The sequence below is a fragment of the Bacillus sp. RC51 genome, assembly GCF_044908115.1.
Taxonomy (GTDB): Bacteria; Bacillota; Bacilli; order Bacillales; family Bacillaceae_G; genus Bacillus_A; species Bacillus_A mycoides.
The window spans coordinates 69,850-91,082 of sequence record NZ_JBIYCW010000010.1 but is presented as its reverse complement, the minus strand read 5'-3'; the positions used below and the strand labels follow the sequence as shown (position 1 = coordinate 91,082).

Below are 21,233 nucleotides of genomic sequence, written 5' to 3'. Positions count from 1 at the left end.
GAACTGACAGCTATGACGATTACACATATTGCAACAGAACTAGCAGCAGTATCTGAAAAAACAAGCTCTTCTATTCAACAGTTAACATCTAAATCAGAAAGTATCGTAGGAATTGCAAAAACAGGTACATCATTAGCTACGACATCAGAAGAAAAGGCCAATAAAGGAAAAGAACAATTAAATCTGCAAAACAAACGAATGGAAAGCATCCAAACGAATATGGAAACTATCATTACTGATACTCATGAGCTTCTTGATATTTCTAACAAAATTAACGAAATCATTGATATTGTAAAATCAATCGCCGAGCAAACAAATTTACTAGCATTAAATGCTGCTATTGAATCTGCACGTGCTGGCGAATTTGGTAAAGGTTTTTCAGTCGTAGCGGGAGAAATCCGAAAGTTATCAGAGCAAACGAAAGAATCAATTTCCAACGTTACAAAACTCGTTGAAAAAACTAATGAACAAATTATACACGTCTCTTCTTCCGTGGAACAAATAAGCTCTCTCGTATCTGAAGGGACAGATAGTATGCATGCGACAGATCAATATTTCCAAGAAATCGTAAAAGATATGTCTAACTCTAAAGAACAAAATAAAAAAATTGAAAATGAATTAGAGACTATCTCACAAGTAATGAAGAGTATTCAAGACGATTCCTCAACAATGGCCTTAACAGCGGATAATTTACAACTAGAACTAAACCGATAAGACGAATCTCCACTTTGCATTCATCCTTATCATCCATCTACAAAAAAAGAATCCAAAATGGATTCTTTTATTTTCTGAAAAATATTTTTTGGCAATAAAAATAACTCATATAAACGCCAAAGCTTTGTAAAATAAACAAAGCTGGCATACTAATATTATAATATGCCATATCTACTCGGAAGAGCCTTAACGACACATATCCGGTAATTAATAATACAAACAACATATATCCTTCATTTTGTTGTTTCTTGATTAGAAAATGTAATAAAGCTATGGCCATAAACAATGTCACCACTATATATATAAGCTTTTCACTTTTAAATAGAATAGAGTTTGTTCCCTCATCTGAAAATTTGTTAATAACCGGTTTTAAGGGTTTAAATCTTTCTTCTTCAATTTCTTTCAACTCTTGATCAATATGCTCTTTTACACTTTGATTTTTGAATATTTTTTCTTCACTTTGACTTTTTCCAATTAAAACAGTTTGGACATAAGTCTCATTAGAAATTGTATACTGTGACATTCCCATCATCTTGATACCATAACTCACACCAAAATGAGTACTATAAAATACAATAAGGAGTCCTATCATTTTTAATAGTAATTTTTGTTTCGCCCCTGATTGAAACACTTCAATTAACAGCACATATGCAGCTATAAAAATAGGTAAAAATAACCCCATCGGGAAAATCATATTGCTAAGCGCAAATAAAATGGCTGAAATTACCCACATATAAGGATGGTCTAATCCCTTATATAAAAATATGTAACAAGCACAATAAAATAAAAATATTGCGAGTGATTCCGCCGTTAATACAGAACTCATAAATATATTTGGAATATATAAAGCGTAAAACATTGATGCAATACGACCACACTCTTCTCCAAAGACCATTGACGCAATGCGATAAATGAAAAATGCAGTTCCTGTACAAAATAAAATATTAAATAATTGTAAAGCGAATACCGTATCACCAAATATACGAATGATGATCGATTCATAAATAATAAAAGGTAACTGTGCTATATTTTCTATATTATTGCCAATTGCAATCTGCTTTGCAGACTCATACATAGCTTTCATATCACCTATCATCGGACTGTCTACAAATAGAACTGTAATCAGTCTTGCAACTATAGATATGCTTATAAGAAAAATAAGAAATTGCTTATCTGTAAAACGATATTGCAAAATCGATGCTATTAACAAAATAAGAATAATAAAAATCACTAATACGATTGTAATACTTGTTGTACTTCCTCCAAAAAATTGCTTACTTGTTTCAAAAGCCGACCAACAACTATAAACAAAAAATGCGAGTATCGTACCAATCATTATTTTACTAAAGAAAGAAGAAAAATTTGTTCTTATATGATTCATATGTCCATTGCACCTCTATTTCCATTCATAACAAAACGATTCTATCATGAATAGGCACAAGGTTAACAGGGAATTTCTATGACAAATACATGGTCATTACTTTTCACTTGCAATGTAAGCGAATCCTCTTTTACACTACATTTTAGATAAAATAAATTTTCTTTCAGTTACATGAATACAAATACAGAAGTTTAACTAATCATCTTTTAGAATACACTTTACTTCATTAAGTATCTAATATGAGTATTCCACTTACACATTTCATTCTGATTGAAAACAGACTATAGGGGCTGAATATATGGAAAAGAAATTCATGCGAGAATCAAAAGCAATTAAAACAACACGTGTTTTTCCGAACGATTTAAATAATCACCAAACACTTTTCGGGGGAAAATTATTAGCAGAAATTGATAGTATTGCTTCAATTGCAGCTGCGAGACATAGCCGCAAACATTGCGTAACAGCATCTATCGATTCCGTTGATTTTTTAACTCCAATTCACCAAGCAGATTCTGTTTGTTATGAAGCATTTGTATGTTATACAGGGAAATCTTCAATGGAAGTTTTCGTAAAAGTAATTGCAGAGAATTTATTAGCAGGCGAACGTAGAATTGCTGCTACTTGCTTCATTACATTTGTGGCAATAAAAGATGGAAAGCCTTCGTCCGTACCACAAGTACTCCCTGAAACTAAGGAAGAACATTGGTTACACACAACCGGTTTAGAACGCGCGGAAAATCGAAAAAAGGGACGTTTAAAAAGTAAAGAGATGGCTGAAGTTTTAACTTTAAGTAAACCTTGGAATATTTAACATAATCTTCTCATCATACATGCACGGGCTCTTCCTTGCATGTATTTTTTATTATAAAAAATACTATTTCTTGCCTTTATATTCAGTGGCCCCCTCCTAAAGTCACCCATTAGTTTTTCCTTTATTTCCTTATACTATTAATGGTATATTAAGTAAAGTTGTTTGAAAATAACCATAATGTGGTTAAATATGTAAGGAGTGGTGCGATAATGTCTATCGAGGTACCAATTTCAATACCAAAAACGTTAATTATTATTCCAGCATATAATGAGGAAGAAGCAATTGCAGATACATTAACAAGATTATTAGAATTAAAACAACATTTTACAAGATTAAGCATTTGCGTTATTAATGATGGTTCACAAGATAAAACAGCTCAAATCGTAAAAAATTTCCCTGTTCATCTTATTAATTTACCATATAATCTGGGCATCGGTTCAGCTGTACAAACTGGCTATAAATATGCATATGAGAATGGATATGATATTGCAATTCAGTTCGATGCTGATGGACAACATAATCCGGATGATTTATACAAAATTATACAGCCTATTGCTGAAGGCCAATGCGATATGGTGCTAGGTTCACGCTTTACAGAAAAAACAGCTTATAAAGGTAGTATTTCAAGAAGAATCGGTATTTTTTATTTTACCGCCCTATTGAAAGTGTTAACGAAACAAACATTTATGGATCCAACTTCTGGATATCGTGCTATCAATCGAGAAGTAATTAAGATTTTTGCACACAATTATCCAAAAGATTATCCAGAGCCAGAAGTCCTTATTCATTTAAAAAAGAAAAAACTTCGCATTAATGAGATATCTGTAAATATGCAAGAGCGACAAGGTGGACAATCTTCCATCACACCTCTTAAATCTGCATATTACATGGTTAAAGTAAGCCTTGCTATATTGATGCAAAAAATCGTGAAAGGTTGATAGTGAATGCATATAATTACCTTTTCATTCATCTTTATTTTGTTATTATTCTTCTTAATTATTAATTCTATTCGTCGCGGGACTTTAGAAACAAAATATGCTATTTTGTGGATTTTTGTTTGTGTTGCAATGGCTATTTTAAGTTCTACTGATAAAATTATAAATTGGATTGGAAAACTATTAAAAGTAGAATATCCACCATCCATTTTATTCTTATTTGGATTATTATTCTGTTTCATCTTAATTTTTGACCTAACAAGAAAAATTTCTAAGCTACACCATCAACTTGTAACATTAACGCAAGATTATGCATTATTAAAGCAAAAGTTAAACGTAACGCAAACTGAAACAGATAACGAATAATTTTTTCTATTTAAATACTAACATATACAAAAAGCCCCTTAATTCTTCTAAGAATCAAGGGGCTTTTCGTTTCAAACTATTTGTTTCTAATTAATAGTTTACTAATTTTCATAACCGTTGCCACGGTCCCTACTCCAATTATAATAAATAAGAATGGGATTAATGGTAATGCATATCTTTCATATGCAGCATAAAAGCATGTTAAAGCTGTTTGCAGTAAAAGGATTGACCATAAAAATGTAGTCTCTCTCCACCTTTTTAAAAGGAAGATAAATGAAAGTATTGTACATATTAAGAACATCGTCTTAATAAAATTATGTATTTCATTCATATCCTTTGCAGAAACATTGAATACTTCAATATTATGCTCTATAGAATAATACGGTTTTTTCCACATAATTTCTGGCTTCAAGATTAAATAACTCTCTATCATGGAGGTCTTATCTGTTTTCCACCATTCTTTCATTTTATCTTTCGCTATTTTTTCTTCTAATTCCATAAATTCATGTGCTTCTAGGTTAGGGTATTTTGCGTGTAATTCTATTTCAAGTGTTGCCATATCCTTACCTTCTGGATAGCCTTTCCCTTGATACGTTCCAAGTAATAACGGATTCCCTGCCCCAGCAGTTAGTGGAATAAATTTATCAAATTGAATGTAATTGCGGGCCCACCATGGTCCAAGTACGATAAGTCCTATTCCTATACTTATAATCGCTTGCTTCATCATAACGCGGAATGGATAGCGCTTCATTAAGAGATATATAAATAATGGTATTGGATATAAAGCAACTTGTACGCGTAAGTACAATGCTAAAAAGTAGAAAATTAATACAATTAGAAAATGTTTCGTTTTATGAGTATCAGCTAATTTTAAGCTCCAATATAATAATCCCAATGAAAAGAATAAAAACGGTCCTTCTGTTAAAGTTAAATTTTCTATAACAATCTCTGGAGGATACACAGCTAATAAGAAAGCACCTATTAATCCTGCAGCGGGATTCAATAAATAAGTACCAATCTTATAAGTTAGTAAAATACTAAGTACCCCTAATAGGATAATAATTAATTTAGCTACAAAAAGGCCTTCATTACCATTTCCAAAAAAGTAAAATACAGTAGCTAAAAACGCTGGAAAACCTGGCATAATATGAATAGTTGGTTTATCCGGCTCATGATATGTTAACATTCCTGTTTCCAATAAAATGGTTGCCGTTTTTTGATAACCAATATCATCGCTAGCTATAGTCAAATCTGCACCATGTGTTTGTAAAGTTGCAAAACGAAGCGCAAAACCGACTATCATAATAATCCCTAAAAGGATTACATTAGATTTGCGAGTAAATCGCCTTAACATCTCATCTTCTCCTTTCAAATACATAATTTTCAAATTATGTTTCTATATTTTTACAAGACAATATATTCTATAATAAATACTTTTTATACAAAGTACAATAATAGAAAGTTGATTTACAAAGTTTATATGCGTTAAACTGATACAGATGTTCTTGTAATCTTCTTCCTTTCAAAAGGCTTGTATATATGGTGCAAGACATAAAAAATTTGAGGAGATAAAAATTCTATGATGGAACAAAAACAACTTGTTTCTGTTGTCATACCCCTGTATAACACAGAAAAATATATTGAAGAAACGATGCAGTCAATACTGGATCAAACATATAAAAACATTGAAATTGTAATTGTAGATGATGGAAGTAAAGATCAATCAGCTTCTATCGTAAAAAATCTTGCAGAAAAATATCCGGGTCAAGTAAAATACGTTCACCAAAAAAACCAAGGTGTTTCAGTAGCTCGTAATACAGGGATTGAAAATGCTAGCGGAGAATACGTCGCTTTCCTTGATAGTGACGACTTATGGCATCCAACTAAAATTGAGAAACAAATCGAGAGTATGCATAAAAACAACATGGACGCGTGCTATTGTGGTTATATGAATTTCTACGAAGAAACAGGCGAAAAGGTTGATCATACAACAAACTTTATTAAAGGTGATATGGCAAAAGCATTCTTAACACACCAAGTTGTTGCTCAAACAAGTACTTGGGTTTTCAAACGCTCTATCGCAATGAATCATAATATCCGTTTTACACCAGGATGTAGCTGGGGAGAAGACTTGGAGTTTCTATTTAAATTAATGAGCGTAACAAACGTATGCTATGTAGATGAATATTTGACATATTATCGAATTTTATCAGAAGGAAATCTTTCTTCTAAATATAAAGATTACGAATTAAAAACAACTAAAGAACTGGAAGTATTCAATCGTATGAAAGACTGGGTACATAATAAATCTCAAGACTTCATTACGAAAGACCCTCAGTCACTTATTGAGATTCTTGAGACCTATTTATTCCCTTATACGGTTATCAATAATGCTTGTATATACATTAAAGAAAACTCTCAATTAGATAATTCCCAAGTTCAATTAATCAAAAAAGATATAAAGAAATATTGCCGTAAAATCTATTCAAAAAACGGAAAGCGTAGTAAAAAACTATATGCAATGCTTTGGTTTGTACGAATTAAATTTCTGTTTTCTTAAACCGAAAATATAGTACTCACCTCTCTTTCCATAAACAAATCAAATTTACAAATAGGACAAACTAACAAGGTCCTAAAGAATAGAAAGGTCTTTTTCCATGAAAACAAACAAAATCCTTAAAAATGCCTCCTACCTCTTTGTAGGAAATATTACGGTTCGATTTGTACTTGCTATTGCGACGATTCTCTTTGCAAGATATGTTTCACCAGATGAGTATGGGATGTTTACAGTTGCATTAGCAGTTTCCGCTGTCATTTGTTATTTTACAGATGCAGGCTTGACACATACGTTTATGCGTGAAGGAACAAGAAGCGGCGCTAACATTAGCGTATTAATCAGTAGTTATTTACGTATTCGTTTCGTATTAGCTGTCGTAATTTCTGTACTCTTCGCTATTTTTGCTCAGTTCTTCTATACGGATGCCTACTTACGTGCCATGGTATATTGGGTTGTACTACCGACAATGTTTGGAGCAACTTTACAAGGCGTTGGAATGGCTTATTTCCAAGTAACAGAACGTATGCAATTTACAGCGATTATTTCTGTACTACAAGGTGTAACAGCCGCAGCTGCGCTTCTACTAGGAATGTCATTTAAATGGTCACTTATGATGGTCGCTGCCATGTACGGGGTCTCTAGTCTTATAACAGGAGTCATCGCCTTCATAATGGTGCTCCGCCATACAACAGTTCATAAAGGCTGGGACAAAGGTATTTTAGATCAACTGCTTATTTTCACAATCAATGGCATTATCATTATGCTTTTACCGCAGTTAGGTCCTATTATATTAGAAAAAGTTTCAACACATGAGCAAGTTGGATTCTTTGGGGCTGCCTATAAAATACCTGCCGTACTTTATCAAATACCTGGTGTGATTGCAGCTGCCTTTTACCCAAAGTTATTTGCTTTTGGAAATGAAAAGAATATTGATGAACATAGAAAGCTATCTCAGTTCGAATTAAAACTTATGTCTTTCTTAGGGATGGGAATCTCGATTCCATTTATCGCCGATCCAAGTTTTTGGATTGTTACTTTATTAGGCAAAGAATATGCACCAGCTGGTGATGCTCTTGCAATCTTAGCCTTTATGGTTATTTTACAATCTATCAACTATCCACTTGCTGATAATTTAACAACTATTGGTCAACAGTGGAAGCGTGCGACAACGATGGGAATTGGATTAGCTGTCGCTATCATAAGTTACATCGCATTAGGCAGCCAATTTGGAATGATGGGAGCTGCGGCAGCTGCGATCATTACCGAGATTACATTATTGATCGGATTTACTTTATTCGTTCGCAAAGGTTTTTCATTACTATTCAAAGGAATAATATTCAATGCACTAGCGTTTATAATCAGTTACGCAATATACCGTACAGCATTAATTAACTTACCCCCACTAATAGCTTTAACACTTACTGGTATATTGTACGGTATTATCGGTCTTGCCATTGACCCACAAATACGTGGATTGATTTTAGGATTTATAAATAAAAAGCTGGCTCGAAAATAAATAAAAATAAAAACTTCAAATTTAATTTGAAGTTTTTATTTTATCTTCTTCACTTAGAATGAGCCCTGTTTTCAATCCATATCTTAAATTGACTTGCCTTTCTGGAATGATTATACTTGGAAACGAACAGCCCTAGATGTACAACACCTAGTATTAAAGCAATTCACAGTTAATCTTTTATACAAACATTAACTCGTTACACCATAAATTACACAACAGAAAACTTTATTACTACCGTTAAAAATCGTCGATTCATCCATAGTTTTTCTTCATTATAAGACAATATCTAAATATGGAGAATATGGATTAAATCTTAATAATTGTATTGGGGAGGCTTATTCATTTAATGACTTCAGAGGTAAATAAAAGAACATTTTTTACTAAAAGCACACTTATTATCATTCCATTATTAATAATATGTGCATTTGCTTTTCATTACTTTTTCTTAAAATCAGACAGTGTATTTTCTAGTACGGGAGATGCATTATCACAATTCAGCTTCTTTACATTCCTTTTACAACATGCATTTAAAGATGGGAATTTATTTTGGTCTTGGGATTATGGCTTAGGTGGAGATTTATTCGGGGAATTTAGTTATTACTATAGTACAGCACCATTTTTCTGGCTTACGCTTCTACTTCCTAAACTAAATTTTGACCAAATCTTTGAGATGAAGCTATATATGAGTATTTTAAAAAGTACATTAGCGATGTTATTCATGTATGGTTCTTTACGTTATCATAATAAAACTATTTTTTCTTCTTTCATTTCTGCCATTATATATGGAGGATGTGTGACTTTTATTCGCCATTCTTTATTATGGGATTTCATGGCAGATGCTATAGTGTTTTTACCTTTAGTAATATGGGGATTAGATAAATATATTTTAGAGCGAAAAAAGGGATTATTCCTGCTTGCAACAGCACTTATGCTTGCATCAAATTTCTATTTCGCTTTCATTACTAGTATTTTCATCTATATTTATGCCTTTTTCCAATATTTTGCTACACAGCAGAATAAAACAATTAAAACATTTATAACTTATTATATTAGAATTGCTTTCCTATATTCTTTATCACTAGGTTTAGCCGCTGTTTGCTTTATACCATCTGTAAATGGGGTATTTAGTTCAGATCGACTAGCTACAAAATTTACTATTCCATTATTTTTTGAAGATACGTTTTATAAAAACTTAATAGAAAGTATCTTTTTCATTAATAATACAGAGGATTATCAGCTCGCATTCCCAGTTTTCATCCTCTTCCTTATTACAAGTGCGCTTCTAATACGCAATAAACTTGTCACAAATAAGTTACTCTTTACTGGGTTTATGTTAGTTCTATATATGCTTCCATATACGTATTCCGTATTTAATGGCTTTTCCGCTATGCAATACAGATGGTTTTACTTATTTGCATTTGTAGTTGCGCAAACTGCCGCCTACATTTTAGATTGGATGCTACTTAACAAAAAGAAGGTCAACTCTTTAATAGGTCCTTTGCTAGCAACAGCACTATTTATTTACGCATTCTATAGAAAAGTAAATATAAACGGACAACCACTAGAAACGATTGATAAAATTTTAATCGGTACTACTGTTTTATCTATTATTACAATATTACTATGGCGCTATTTGTCAAAAGCAGTCTTACAATCTTTCATTATATTGAATGTACTGGTCAATGTAATATGTATTAATTACATCTATGCAGATACAGCTCTTAGTAAACACTTTAATCAAGCAGGCGCAACAAAAGAATCATTACATGGTCCAGGTCTCGATAATAAGGATGAAATTGACGCAATTCATTATATACAAAATCAAGATAAAGATTTTTATCGAATTATCAATCCAAACAATAATTATAAGAATACACCGATGCTGCAAGGTTATCATGGTACAAGTACTTATCAAAGCTTAGTCAATCGTGATGTTCATGACTTTATGAAAAATAAGTACAATGTTTTCCAAGGATATGATAGTCCATCTATGTTCTTCCAGTTAGATAAACGACTATTCCTTGAGAACATGCTAGGGGTAAAATATTATGTATTAAGTGAAGGTGCTAATAAAACTGATATTCCGTATGGTTATAAATATTTACAACAAGTAGGTCCTTACAACATTTATAAAAACGAATTTGCACTACCATTAGGCTATGTATACGAAGCTGGAATAAGTGATGAAGAATTTTCAAAACTTAATTTTGCTGAGAGAGATCAACTTTTATTAGATGCTGTAGTTGTAGATAATGTTGGAAGTCTTCCGTTAAAACAATTTAATACAAAACAGCTAGATTCAAAACAAATTAAGATTAATCCAAATAAAATTAAGTGGGAAAATATAGATAAAGAGAAAGATATACTCACTGTTCATGAAAATGGGCGTATAATAGTACCTGTTGATAATACCGATATGTTAGGTGATCTCCTTGTTGAAATTAAAATTAGAAATATAAATAAGGAATCATTTGGGGTTACTGTGAATGACAAATCTATGATAAAAGGTAATGAAGATGGAGCTTATGCTTACCCGTTAGAAAGATTTGTTTACAATTTAGGAAAAGATGCGAAGCCAACTGAGCTAATCATTTCTATCCCTACTCCTGGCCAATACGAGTTGAAAGACTTACAAGTCAACAGTACCAACTATAAAACTGTCCCGAAAAAAGTGAATACTTTAAAAGAAAATAGCCTACAAAATATTTACTATAAAGGTAACTACTTAAAAGGTAATATTAATTCTACTAAAGATGGATTACTATATTTATCTGTACCGTATAGTAAAGGATGGTCGATACAGGTTGACGGTAAAGAAACTGAGTTTACGAAGGCTAATTCTTCCTTTATTGGTGTTCCTATTTCAAAAGGGCAGCATGTAGTTGAAATGAAATACGTCACACCTTATTTCAAAATGGGTCTCGTTATTTCTATCATTTCATTTATCATTTGTATCTCGCTTCTAGTTCTTGGAGATAAGGATCGATATAAAAAATTTAAAAGTCGTTTTAAAAAAAGTTATTAAAATAAAGTGAAGTAAAAGTTGAAGATAATTGCTTGAGCTCTTACTTCATGCCCAGTTTAAAATTACACCTAAGGAGGTCCTAACATGACCCTTTCAATAGTAGTACCTTGTTATAATGAAGAGAAGGTACTCAGAGCTTTCTATTCAGAGACTTCTCTTGAAATTCATAAACTAACTACTGATTATGAATTTGTTTTCGTCAATGATGGAAGTAAAGATAACACACTAGAAATTCTACGTGACCTAGCCGATTCAGACTCAAGTGTGCATTATATATCATTTAGTAGGAATTTTGGAAAAGAAGCTGCTATGCTTGCCGGTCTAAAGTATGCTACAGGCGACGCTGTGGTTATTATGGATGCTGATCTACAACATCCACCCGAACTAATAAAAGATATGCTAGACGGCTATAATAACGGCTATGATCAAGTAATTGCAAAGCGAACTAGAACGGGTGATTCACCAGTACGTTCTTTCGTTTCTAGCTTATATTATAAAGTCATGAATAAATTCGTTGATATTGAGCTAGTAGATGGCATCGGTGATTTTAGACTTTTAAGTAGAAGTGCAGTCGATTCACTACTATCTCTAACTGAATACAATCGTTTTTCAAAAGGTTTATTTTCTTGGATTGGTTTCAAAGAACAAATTATTGAATACGAAAATGTATTACGTTCTGACGGAGAAAGTAAATGGACTTTCTCTAAGTTATTAAATTACGGGATAGATGGTGTAATTTCGTTTAACAATAAACCATTGCGATTATCTATATACCTTGGATTATTAACAACGCTTTTAGCTGTTTTATATGTAATCACTACATTTATTCAAATTACCGTTAGCGGCGTCGATGTACCAGGATACTTTACATTAATTTCTGCCATATTATTTATCGGTGGTATTCAACTCATTTTCCTAGGGGTTATCGGTGAATACATCGGTCGTATTTATTATGAAACAAAGCGTAGACCACATTTCATTGTAGCAGAAAAAAAAGTTAGTAAAGTAAAACAAAAAGCTTAGTAAAAAAGTTACTTCTGTAAATAGAAGTAACTTTTTTACTATTATATTTCCCAAAAAAATTAACGCAAAATAATTCTTGAAAAAAGATACATTTTGAAAGGATAGCATTATACTCAATAATTTAGTATCATGATTCAAGGTACTATTTCAAGTTGGACGGAGGATACTATGAGCTTATTAACAGTAGAAAAACTAGGCCATACATTTGGCGATCGCACATTATTTAAAGATGTATCCATGCGTTTACTAGCAGGAGAACATGTCGGATTAGTCGGTGCAAACGGTGTTGGTAAATCAACATTTATGAATATTATTACTGGTCAACTTATCCATGATGAAGGCCGTGTAGAATGGACACCTGGTACAAATTACAGTTACTTAGACCAGCATACAATTTTAACACCCGGTCGCACAATTCGTGATGTTTTAGCTGACGCGTTTTTACCTTTATTTGAAAAAGAAAAAGCTTTAAATGAAGTTGCAGAAAAAATGGGAACGGCAACACCGGAAGAATTAGAGGACCTTCTTGAGCAGATGGCAGAAATCCAAGATGCTCTCGAAGCAGGTGGTTTCTATTTACTAGATATGAAAATCGAAGAGGCAGCAAGAGGTCTTGGAATTGATGCAATCGGTTTAGATCGTGATGTTTCAGCACTAAGTGGTGGACAACGTACAAAAGTATTACTTGCAAAGCTATTACTTGAGCAACCAGAAGTGTTATTACTCGATGAGCCTACTAACTATTTAGACGTTGAACATATTCATTGGTTAACGAATTATTTAAAAGAATATCCACATGCATTCTTATTAATTTCTCATGATACGGAATTTATGAATAAATGCGTTGATGTTATTTTCCATCTAGAATTTACAAAAATGACGCGCTATACAGCGACATACGAAAAATTCCTAGAGTTAGCCGAAATTAATAAAAATCAACATATAAATGCTTATGAAAAACAGAAAGAATTTATTAAAAAACAGGAAGACTTTATTGCAAAGAACAAAGCTCGTTATTCAACGACAGGTCGTGCAAAAAGTCGTCAAAAACAACTTGATCGCATGGAGCGTATTGATCGCCCGGAAACAGCAATTAAGCCAGAATTCTCATTTAAAGAGTGTCGTGCAAGTAGCCGTTTCGTCTTTGAAGGCGAAGATGTAGAAATTGGATATACACATCCATTACTACCAAAGCTATCAATGACAATTGAACGTGGTGAAAAAATTGCCATCGTTGGTTGTAATGGTGTTGGTAAATCAACATTACTAAAAACGATTTTAGGAAAAATTAAACCTTTAAGCGGCAAAACAAGTCTTGGTGACTTCTTAGAGCCTGCATACTTCGAGCAAGAAGTAAAAGCTGATAATATAACACCAATTGATGACGTTTGGAACACATTCCCTAGCATGGACCAACATCAGGTTCGTGCAATGTTAGCGAAATGTGGATTGAAAAATGAGCATATCTCTCGTCCGCTAAATCAATTAAGTGGTGGCGAACAAGCAAAAGTTCGTTTATGTAAGCTAATGGGTGAAGAAAGTAACTGGATCCTATTCGATGAGCCAACAAACCATCTTGATGTTACAGCAAAGGAAGAACTTCAAAAAGCTCTGAAAGCATATAAAGGGACAATCCTTCTTGTATGTCACGAACCAGAATTTTATGAAGGCTGGATCACAAAAACTTGGAATGTTGAAGAGTGGGCAGAAAAAAACAACTAAATTATTTAATGTCAGTAAAAAGAGTCGTTCCTAAAAGGTACTTAGGGACGGCCTTTTTTTATAAACAAAGATTCTTTTCTCTCTCACCACTTAAGAGAACTTCTCACAATATAAAGAAATTAAAAATGTAAATAATCTTCTAAATTTTATATTCTTACATTTAGAAGAAAATTTTGGTATTATTTAGATAAAATAGGAAAGGAATTAATTGAAATGGTATTTAGTAACCTTGTCTTTTTATGTTTATTTTTACCCGCCGTACTCTTAATTTATTATGCTGTACGCAAAGAACTACAAAATATAGTTTTATTATTTTTTAGTTTAGTATTTTATGCTTGGGGCGAACCCATCTATGTTTTCCTAATGCTGTTCTCTATCTTTGTTAACTATTGGTTTGGTATCTTGTTAGGGAATAGTCGCTTCACAAATGGGCAAAGAAAACTATTATTAACATTTGCAATTGTAATGAACACAGCTATTTTAGGGTATTTTAAATACGCAAACTTTTTAGTGGATAATATTAATTCTATCTTCCATACCAATATCATTCTTGAAAAAATACCTTTACCAATTGGTATTTCATTTTTCACGTTCCATGCGATGAGTTATATTATCGACATTTATAAGAAAAAAGTCGATGCTCAACGAAATATCTTTGATTTGGCTTTATACTTTACTGTATTTCCACAATTAGTAGCAGGACCAATTGTTCGTTACAATACAATCTCTCACCAATTACACCAGCGAACTGTTGATGCCGAAAAATTCTCTGAAGGAGTTCGCCGTTTTATTATTGGCTTGGGGAAAAAAGTTTTAATTGCTAACCAATTAGGTGCTATAGCCGATGAGATTTTCGCAATGAATCCTTCTGATATGAGTGTATCATTAGCTTGGATGGGAGCCATTGCCTATACACTACAAATTTACTTTGATTTTTCTGGGTATAGCGACATGGCAATTGGATTAGGAAAGATGTTTGGATTTGATTTTCTAGAAAACTTTAATTATCCATATATCTCAAAATCCATTTCTGAATTTTGGCGTCGTTGGCATATTTCGCTCGGTTCTTGGTTCCGCGATTATGTCTATATTCCTCTTGGAGGAAATCGCGTTACAACTTGGAAAGTTTATCGTAACCTCTTCATCGTATGGGGATTAACCGGTTTTTGGCATGGTGCCAGTTGGACCTTTATGATTTGGGGTATTTATTATGGCGTTCTAATTGCACTTGAAAAAGCAGGACTTGAAAACCTACTTCAAAAATTATGGAGTCCTCTCCAACATATTTACGTTATGTTTTTAGTTATTATTGGATGGGTATTTTTCCGCGCAGATAATTTCAGTTATTGCCTTGAATTTTTAAAATCCATGTTCGGATTTAACGGTCCGTTAACAGACATTAATAGTTATTTCTATATAATGAATTATTGGGGCATTTTCCTATTAGCTATTATTACTGCAGCGCCCGTATTTCCATGGTTACAAAAAGTGTTATCAACAAAAAGATTTGCTGTTTTATCGCCAATTTATTATTTAAGTATTTTAGTCATTGTTTTAGTATTCCTAACAAATGCAACTTATAATCCATTTATTTATTTCCGTTTTTAAAGGAGGTTCACTATGAAGAAATTTCAAAACCTCACTTTAATAATGGGGTTTCTTACAGTTATTTTTGGAGTGGGTATTTGGACAGCAAAAGTTATCCTTATAGATAAAAAGACATTTTCTGAATTTGAGAACAGAAACTTAGCAATTAGACCTGCTGTAAGTGCTTCCACTATAAAAACTGGAGAATTATTTAAAGGTATCGAAACACATTTTACAGATCATATTGGACCTAGAGATTTCTTTCTTGAAAGTTATATAAAGTTCCAACTGTCTATGAATCGAACATTCGTAAACAACATTCATGTTACAAACGATCAATTTATTTTTAATAGACCTAATATGGAAAATCATTTAAATGATGTTGATGCTGGGGTTCATGAATTAAATACTTTGAAAAAAGATTTTCCACAAACAGAATTTTATTTTTCTTTAGTTCCTAGTAAGCAAACAGCGTTACAATATAAGCTTCCCTCTTACCTAAATCTTGGGTACGAACAAATACTTAGGGATCACCTTGCTGAGAGATTGGCAGAAACTAAATTCCCTATTATTGATGTATTACCAATGTTTAAAGAAAGATTTACCAACAAAGAACTAGAACGAATGTATTTAACTACAGACCATCATTGGAATATGGAAGGTGCCTTTTATGCATATGAGGATACGATGAATTTTATTAATTCTCATTCAAACAAATATAAAGGACAACCAATAAAGAAAGATGACTACACCATTAACTGGGAAAAACCGAAAGGAAAGTTTGTTGGCAGCTGGAATAATCAATTGTACCGCTTAATTGATACTTCATCTGTACAAATTCCATATTTCCATTATAATTCGGGTGAATCTTGGGACGACTACACAGTTTACTATGGTGCTATTAAAGAGGATACTGCTAAGGAATCTATGGCTCAGTTTTACGGAAAAGAAAAAGATATTCCGGCCCCTGGATATGCTAGTGTTTATCAAACGGATTTCCCTGAAATAAACATCATTAATGAAAAGGCAGACAACGATTTACACCTTGTTATCTTAAAAGATTCGTATGCTGATGCTACATATCCTTTATTTGCACGTAATTTTGCTAAAACAACTTTTATTGATCCTCGTTACACGCAAGGAAAAAATGTGAAACAGCAACTAGAAGAACAAAATGCAGATATTGTATTGTTTATATACAATGACACCAACGTTTATGGTGACATGTATAAATTTCAAAATGTAAAATAAAAACTTATTTTCAACTGTAATCAGTGGGATTAGAATCCCACTGATTACAGTCTCAATTTATATAGTAATATCGGGCTAACCTCAATCTAAAATCATTCAAATCATTATACGCTTCCAAATTCGCTAACATCCCTCGAATAACTGGAATCCTCGGATTTTGAACTCTCATTTCAGATTCTAAAACATCTAAAGTGACTAAAACCTCATCATTTTCCAGTTGATCGGCTAATGTTCGTTTAAATACAATAATTTCACTTAAAAAATGTTCCTTCACCTGTTCCTTAATAAGCTCGGAACTGCAAAGAAATTTTCCAAGTCTCTCTTCATGTAGAACAGGTTCCTCCGAAGATTCTAGAAGCCCCTCTACTAAATTGTCTATCCTTTTTAAAATAAAAGCTGAAACATAGGACAAATCAATTTCTGGCGCATTTAAAATAATTAATTGTAAATAACCGTGGCATATCCCTTCCACCATAATTACCAAATCTAATAAATATGGACTGATCTTTTCACCATAAATAGACCGTAGGCTATTCCGATAAAATGCATGAGATTCTAACTTCATCCGCATCATAAACTCTTCTACTTCTTTATTAAATGGAATGGCATTTTCTCTTGCATGCATAATAATAAATTCTTTATGTTTTTGTACATCAGTAAACTGAAAATATAATTGTTTTTCAAATTTTTCACGTGGTAATAAAGACTCTTTTTCAATATCCAGCATTTTCTTTTGGATCTTGTCATAATAATATCGAAGTGTCGCTAATAAAAGCTCATCTTTCGATTTAAAATATAAATAAAAAGCCCCTTTTGATATACCACAAGCTGTGACAATTTCTTGTACTGACGTTGCATTTACACCCTTAGTCGCAAATAACTTCATAGCCATCTCTATAATTAAGCGCTCTTTTTCTTTCATATCTTCTCTCCTAAACTTAATTTCGCATCTTATGTAAATTTAAATTCAATTTAATCTTATATTAGCAAGACCCTTATCCCAAAATTTAACGGGACAAAAAATTTTTGGGTAAGCCTATTATCTATATAGAAGCTCAATTAATAAAAGCTAATGATTCAGTAAGGAAGAGTAAAAAATCTCTCCCCTTACAGTTTCAATTTATTATACCATCTCTTTTCATTGACGACTGACCGACCAGTCAGTTATATTATGTATTAGACTGACCAGTTGGTCAATACAATAAAAAGGGAGCGCAAACATGAACAAACTCATCAATTTCTCGTTAAAAAATAAGTTCGCGGTTTGGCTACTAACGATTATTGTTACCATTGCAGGGATTTATTCTGGGATGAATATGAAATTAGAAACAATTCCTGATATTACAACGCCTATTGTAACGGTAACGACGGTTTATCCTGGTGCTACGCCAGAAGAAGTAGCTGACAAAATTTCAAAACCGATGGAAGAGCAACTGCAAAATTTAAGCGGTGTAAACGTTGTTAGTTCATCATCTTTTCAGAATGCATCTTCTATTCAAGTAGAATATAATTTTGATAAAAATATGGAAAAAGCCGAAACGGAAATTAAAGAAGCCCTCGCAAACGTGAAACTGCCCGAAGGTGTGAAAGACCCGAAAGTCTCACGAGTAAACTTTAATGCCTTTCCTGTTATTTCATTAAGCGTAGCGAGTAAAAATGAATCTTTAGCTGCCTTAACAGAAAATGTAGAAAAAAATGTTGTTCCTGGATTAAAAGGACTTGATGGTGTCGCATCTGTTCAAATCGCAGGTCAACAAGTAGACGAAGTACAGCTCGTCTTCAAAAAAGACAAGATGAAAGAATTAGGTTTAAGTGAAGATACTGTAAAAAATATGATTAAAGGTTCGGACGTATCGTTACCTCTTGGTTTATATACATTTAAAGATACGGAAAAATCAGTGGTTGTAGATGGTAACATTACAACAATTAAAGCATTAAAAGAATTAAAAATTCCAGCTATGCCTTCATCACCGAATGGTCAAGGTAATCAAAATGCTGGCGCTGGAACACAAACACCACCAATGAATCCAGCCGCTATGAACGGCATACCAACGGTTGCATTAGAAGAAATTGCCGATATTAAAGAAGTCGGAAAAGCAGAATCTATTTCTCGAACAAATGGAAAAGAAGCAATCGGAATTCAAGTTGTGAAGGCTGCTGATGCAAACACAGTTGATGTTGTAAATGCAGTTAAAGATAAAGTAAAAGACCTTGAGAAAAAATATAAAGACTTAGAGATCATCTCAACATTCGACCAAGGTGCACCGATTGAGAAATCAGTTGAGACAATGCTTAGCAAAGCTATTTTCGGTGCTATCTTTGCGATTGTTATTATTATGTTGTTCCTGCGAAACATTCGAACAACGCTAATCTCTGTCGTTTCTATACCACTTTCTCTATTAATTGCAGTTTTAGTCATAAAACAAATGGATATTACGCTTAACATTATGACACTTGGAGCAATGACAGTCGCTATCGGACGTGTCGTCGATGACTCCATTGTTGTTATTGAAAATATTTACCGACGTATGTCGTTATCAGAAGAAAAACTACGCGGGAAAGATTTAATTCGTGAAGCTACGAAAGAAATGTTTATCCCGATCATGTCTTCTACCATTGTAACAATTGCTGTATTCTTACCGCTTGGACTTGTAAAAGGTATGATTGGTGAAATGTTCTTACCATTCGCCTTAACTATCGTCTTTGCTTTATTAGCATCGTTACTAGTGGCTGTTACAATCGTACCAATGCTAGCTCACTCCTTATTCAAGAAAGAGAGCATGAGAGAAAAAGAGGTACATCATGAAGAAAAGCCAAGTAAATTAGCAAACGGCTATAAACGTATACTTGAATGGGCTTTAAATCATAAAATTATTACATCAAGTATCGCTGTCCTTCTATTAGTTGGTAGTCTTGCACTTGTGCCAATTATCGGTGTAAGCTTCTTACCATCTGAAGAAGAAAAAATGATCATTGCAACGTACAAACCTGAGCCAGGTCAAACGTTAGAAGACGTTGAAAAAATTGCAACGAAGGCTGAAAAGCATTTCCAAGATAAAAAAGACGTCAAAACGATCCAATTCTCATTAGGCGGCGAAAACCCAATGAGCCCTGGTCAAACAAATCAAGCAATGTTCTTCGTTCAATATGATAACGATACGAAAAACTTTGAAAAAGAGAAAGAACAAGTCGTTAAAGATTTACAAAAAATGTCTGGAAAAGGCGAATGGAAAAACCAAGATTTCGGAGCAAGTGGCGGTAGTAACGAAATTAAGCTATACGTTTACGGAGATAGCTCTGAAGAAATTAAGCCTGTCGTGAAAGATATTCAAAATATCATGAAGAAAAATAAAGATTTAAAAGATATAGACTCTAGTGTTGCAAAAACATATGCAGAATATACTTTAGTCGCAGATCAAGAAAAGTTAAGTAAAATGGGGCTAACTGCTGCTCAAATTGGAATGGGCCTTTCTAATCAACATGATCGCCCTGTTCTAACAACAATTAAAAAAGACGGTAAAGATATCAATGTATATGTCGAAGCTGAAAAACAAAATTATGAAACGATCGATGATTTAACAAATCGTAAAATTACAACACCACTTGGTAATGAGGTTGCTGTAAAAGATGTTATGACTGTAAAAGAAGGTGAAACTTCTAATACAGTAACGCACCGAGATGGCCGCGTTTATGCGGAAGTTAGTGCAAAATTAGCATCTGATGACGTTTCAAAAGCATCTGCCGCTGTTCAAAAAGAAGTAGATAAAATGGATCTCCCTTCTGGTGTAGATGTTTCTATGGGCGGTGTTACAAAAGATATTCAAGAATCATTTAAGCAACTTGGCTTAGCGATGCTAGCTGCAATTGCCATTGTATACTTCGTTCTTGTCGTTACATTTGGCGGTGCCCTTGCACCATTCGCAATTTTATTCTCGCTACCATTCACAATCATTGGTGCACTCGTTGCCTTATTAATCTCTGGCGAAACATTAAGTGTATCTGCAATGATTGGTGCGCTTATGTTAATTGGTATCGTTGTAACGAATGCAATCGTGCTTATTGACCGCGTTATTCATAAAGAAAACGACGGCCTATCAACACGTGACGCATTATTAGAAGCTGGTGCAACGCGCTTACGTCCTATCTTAATGACTGCAATTGCAACAATCGGGGCTCTTATCCCGCTTGCATTAGGATTTGAAGGTAGCGGCTTAATTTCTAAAGGACTTGGCGTAACAGTAATTGGTGGATTAACAAGCTCAACGTTATTAACACTTCTTATTGTTCCAATCGTTTACGAAGCACTAAGCAAATTTCAAAAGAAAAAAGTAAAATAAAATAAAAA

Annotated in this window: 15 protein-coding genes; 12 read left to right on the top strand and 3 right to left on the bottom strand. The window is 33.1% G+C overall.

Annotated elements, in window-relative coordinates; genetic code table 11:
• Positions 1-12: 12 nt before the first annotated feature.
• Positions 13-714, top strand: a complete 702-nt coding sequence (locus tag ABH959_RS19460) for a methyl-accepting chemotaxis protein (protein WP_002184479.1) — start codon at positions 13-15, stop codon at positions 712-714.
• A 67-nt stretch (positions 715-781) separates the two neighbouring features.
• On the opposite strand, the gene ABH959_RS19455 is transcribed toward ABH959_RS19460, so the two are convergent.
• Positions 782-2,095, bottom strand: a complete 1,314-nt coding sequence (locus ABH959_RS19455) for an ArnT family glycosyltransferase (protein ID WP_219300759.1) — start codon at positions 2,093-2,095, stop codon at positions 782-784.
• A 298-nt stretch (positions 2,096-2,393) separates the two neighbouring features.
• On the opposite strand from ABH959_RS19455, the gene ABH959_RS19450 reads away from it, so the two are divergent.
• The 3 genes from ABH959_RS19450 to ABH959_RS19440 all read left to right on the top strand — a co-directional run bounded on the left by ABH959_RS19450 (position 2,394) and on the right by ABH959_RS19440 (position 4,207).
• Positions 2,394-2,906 (top strand): acyl-CoA thioesterase, encoded by a 513-nt coding sequence (locus ABH959_RS19450; protein WP_002144630.1) that lies wholly within the window; start codon positions 2,394-2,396, stop codon positions 2,904-2,906.
• A gap of 209 nt (positions 2,907-3,115) precedes the next feature.
• Positions 3,116-3,844 carry a glycosyltransferase family 2 protein gene (locus ABH959_RS19445; RefSeq protein WP_113936141.1) on the top strand — a complete coding sequence of 243 codons (729 nt, stop codon included), beginning with the start codon at positions 3,116-3,118 and terminating at the stop codon, positions 3,842-3,844.
• A 6-nt stretch (positions 3,845-3,850) separates the two neighbouring features.
• On the top strand, positions 3,851-4,207 hold the full coding sequence (locus tag ABH959_RS19440) for a DUF2304 domain-containing protein (protein WP_070145695.1): 357 nt from the start codon (positions 3,851-3,853) through the stop codon (positions 4,205-4,207).
• A gap of 76 nt (positions 4,208-4,283) precedes the next feature.
• Here the strand turns inward: ABH959_RS19440 and ABH959_RS19435 are convergent, their stop codons facing one another.
• Entirely contained in the window at positions 4,284-5,561 is a 1,278-nt protein-coding gene (locus tag ABH959_RS19435) for a glycosyltransferase family 39 protein (protein ID WP_404454860.1), read from the bottom strand.
• Positions 5,562-5,786: 225 nt separating this feature from the next.
• On the opposite strand from ABH959_RS19435, the gene ABH959_RS19430 reads away from it, so the two are divergent.
• The 7 genes from ABH959_RS19430 to ABH959_RS19400 all read left to right on the top strand — a co-directional run bounded on the left by ABH959_RS19430 (position 5,787) and on the right by ABH959_RS19400 (position 16,888).
• Positions 5,787-6,767 (top strand): glycosyltransferase family 2 protein, encoded by a 981-nt coding sequence (locus tag ABH959_RS19430; protein ID WP_404493064.1) that lies wholly within the window; start codon positions 5,787-5,789, stop codon positions 6,765-6,767.
• 97 nt (positions 6,768-6,864) lie between these two features.
• Positions 6,865-8,280 carry an oligosaccharide flippase family protein gene (locus ABH959_RS19425; protein ID WP_404454866.1) on the top strand — a complete coding sequence of 472 codons (1,416 nt, stop codon included), beginning with the start codon at positions 6,865-6,867 and terminating at the stop codon, positions 8,278-8,280.
• Positions 8,281-8,626: 346 nt separating this feature from the next.
• Entirely contained in the window at positions 8,627-11,305 is a 2,679-nt protein-coding gene (locus ABH959_RS19420; RefSeq protein ID WP_404454869.1) for a YfhO family protein, read from the top strand.
• A gap of 84 nt (positions 11,306-11,389) precedes the next feature.
• Complete coding sequence (locus tag ABH959_RS19415; RefSeq protein ID WP_000175832.1) at positions 11,390-12,328, top strand: glycosyltransferase family 2 protein; 939 nt, start codon at positions 11,390-11,392, stop codon at positions 12,326-12,328.
• 168 nt (positions 12,329-12,496) lie between these two features.
• On the top strand, positions 12,497-14,050 hold the full coding sequence (locus ABH959_RS19410; RefSeq protein WP_113936136.1) for an ABC-F family ATP-binding cassette domain-containing protein: 1,554 nt from the start codon (positions 12,497-12,499) through the stop codon (positions 14,048-14,050).
• 213 nt (positions 14,051-14,263) lie between these two features.
• Positions 14,264-15,658, top strand: coding sequence for an MBOAT family O-acyltransferase (locus tag ABH959_RS19405; RefSeq protein ID WP_113936135.1), 1,395 nt, complete (start codon positions 14,264-14,266; stop codon positions 15,656-15,658).
• A gap of 12 nt (positions 15,659-15,670) precedes the next feature.
• Positions 15,671-16,888 carry an alginate O-acetyltransferase AlgX-related protein gene (locus ABH959_RS19400; protein ID WP_404493063.1) on the top strand — a complete coding sequence of 406 codons (1,218 nt, stop codon included), beginning with the start codon at positions 15,671-15,673 and terminating at the stop codon, positions 16,886-16,888.
• A gap of 52 nt (positions 16,889-16,940) precedes the next feature.
• On the opposite strand, the gene ABH959_RS19395 is transcribed toward ABH959_RS19400, so the two are convergent.
• Positions 16,941-17,810, bottom strand: coding sequence for a TetR/AcrR family transcriptional regulator (locus ABH959_RS19395; protein ID WP_242310745.1), 870 nt, complete (start codon positions 17,808-17,810; stop codon positions 16,941-16,943).
• Between the two features lie 298 nt (positions 17,811-18,108).
• Between ABH959_RS19395 and ABH959_RS19390 the strand changes: the two genes are divergently transcribed.
• Positions 18,109-21,225: an efflux RND transporter permease subunit gene (locus ABH959_RS19390; RefSeq protein WP_404493062.1), complete on the top strand. Its 3,117-nt coding sequence runs from the start codon at positions 18,109-18,111 to the stop codon at positions 21,223-21,225.
• The last annotated feature ends 8 nt before the right edge of the window (positions 21,226-21,233 follow it).

What these genes read in the sequence shown, in the direction of transcription:
- ABH959_RS19460 (WP_002184479.1), top strand. Translation starts at nt 13, where the DNA reads ATGACGATTACACATATTGCAACAGAACTAGCAGCAGTATCTGAAAAA.
- ABH959_RS19455 (WP_219300759.1), bottom strand. Translation starts at nt 2,095, where the DNA reads ATGAATCATATAAGAACAAATTTTTCTTCTTTCTTTAGTAAAATAATG.
- ABH959_RS19450 (WP_002144630.1), top strand. Translation starts at nt 2,394, where the DNA reads ATGGAAAAGAAATTCATGCGAGAATCAAAAGCAATTAAAACAACACGT.
- ABH959_RS19445 (WP_113936141.1), top strand. Translation starts at nt 3,116, where the DNA reads ATGTCTATCGAGGTACCAATTTCAATACCAAAAACGTTAATTATTATT.
- ABH959_RS19440 (WP_070145695.1), top strand. Translation starts at nt 3,851, where the DNA reads ATGCATATAATTACCTTTTCATTCATCTTTATTTTGTTATTATTCTTC.
- ABH959_RS19435 (WP_404454860.1), bottom strand. Translation starts at nt 5,561, where the DNA reads ATGTTAAGGCGATTTACTCGCAAATCTAATGTAATCCTTTTAGGGATT.
- ABH959_RS19430 (WP_404493064.1), top strand. Translation starts at nt 5,787, where the DNA reads ATGATGGAACAAAAACAACTTGTTTCTGTTGTCATACCCCTGTATAAC.
- ABH959_RS19425 (WP_404454866.1), top strand. Translation starts at nt 6,865, where the DNA reads ATGAAAACAAACAAAATCCTTAAAAATGCCTCCTACCTCTTTGTAGGA.
- ABH959_RS19420 (WP_404454869.1), top strand. Translation starts at nt 8,627, where the DNA reads ATGACTTCAGAGGTAAATAAAAGAACATTTTTTACTAAAAGCACACTT.
- ABH959_RS19415 (WP_000175832.1), top strand. Translation starts at nt 11,390, where the DNA reads ATGACCCTTTCAATAGTAGTACCTTGTTATAATGAAGAGAAGGTACTC.
- ABH959_RS19410 (WP_113936136.1), top strand. Translation starts at nt 12,497, where the DNA reads ATGAGCTTATTAACAGTAGAAAAACTAGGCCATACATTTGGCGATCGC.
- ABH959_RS19405 (WP_113936135.1), top strand. Translation starts at nt 14,264, where the DNA reads ATGGTATTTAGTAACCTTGTCTTTTTATGTTTATTTTTACCCGCCGTA.
- ABH959_RS19400 (WP_404493063.1), top strand. Translation starts at nt 15,671, where the DNA reads ATGAAGAAATTTCAAAACCTCACTTTAATAATGGGGTTTCTTACAGTT.
- ABH959_RS19395 (WP_242310745.1), bottom strand. Translation starts at nt 17,810, where the DNA reads ATGAAAGAAAAAGAGCGCTTAATTATAGAGATGGCTATGAAGTTATTT.
- ABH959_RS19390 (WP_404493062.1), top strand. Translation starts at nt 18,109, where the DNA reads ATGAACAAACTCATCAATTTCTCGTTAAAAAATAAGTTCGCGGTTTGG.